The 502-nt window shown below is 67.3% G+C and carries 1 protein-coding gene; it reads right to left on the bottom strand.

Annotation, left to right across the window (positions count from 1 at the left end):
- On the bottom strand, positions 1-502 hold a 502-nt coding region (locus FDO69_RS40960), incomplete at both ends, for a cbb3-type cytochrome c oxidase subunit I (protein WP_170321023.1).

Raw genomic sequence — 502 nt, 5'->3', positions numbered from 1 at the left:
TGGCGGCGTCGAAGACGTGGGCGCCGAACTTGCGGTCCGCCTCCAGGGCGAACAGCGCGGCCGCGAGGACCGGGAAGGCCAGCAGGACCAGGACACCGGTCAGCAGCACGTTCCACACGAAGATCGGCATGCGGAACATCGTCATGCCGGGGGCGCGCATGCAGATGATCGTGGTGATGAAGTTGACCGAGCCGAGGATGGTGCCGAAGCCGGAGAAGGCCAGACCCATGATCCACATGTCGGCGCCGATGCCCGGGCTGCGGACCGCGTCCGAGAGCGGGCTGTAGGCGAACCAGCCGAAGTCGGCCGCGCCCTGCGGGGTGAGGAAGCCACCGACCGCGATGAGCGAGCCGAACAGGTACAGCCAGTAGGCGAACATGTTCAGCCGCGGGAAGGCCACGTCCGGCGCGCCGATCTGGAGCGGCATGATCCAGTTCGCGAAGCCGGCGAACAGCGGCGTCGCGAACATCAGCAGCATGATCGTGCCGTGCATCGTGAACGC

The organism is Streptomyces tibetensis, assembly GCF_007655005.1.
GTDB classification, from domain to species: domain Bacteria; phylum Actinomycetota; class Actinomycetes; order Streptomycetales; family Streptomycetaceae; genus Streptomyces; species Streptomyces tibetensis.
The sequence above is the reverse complement of the archived record's forward strand: the minus strand, read 5'-3'. Positions and strand labels throughout refer to the sequence as shown.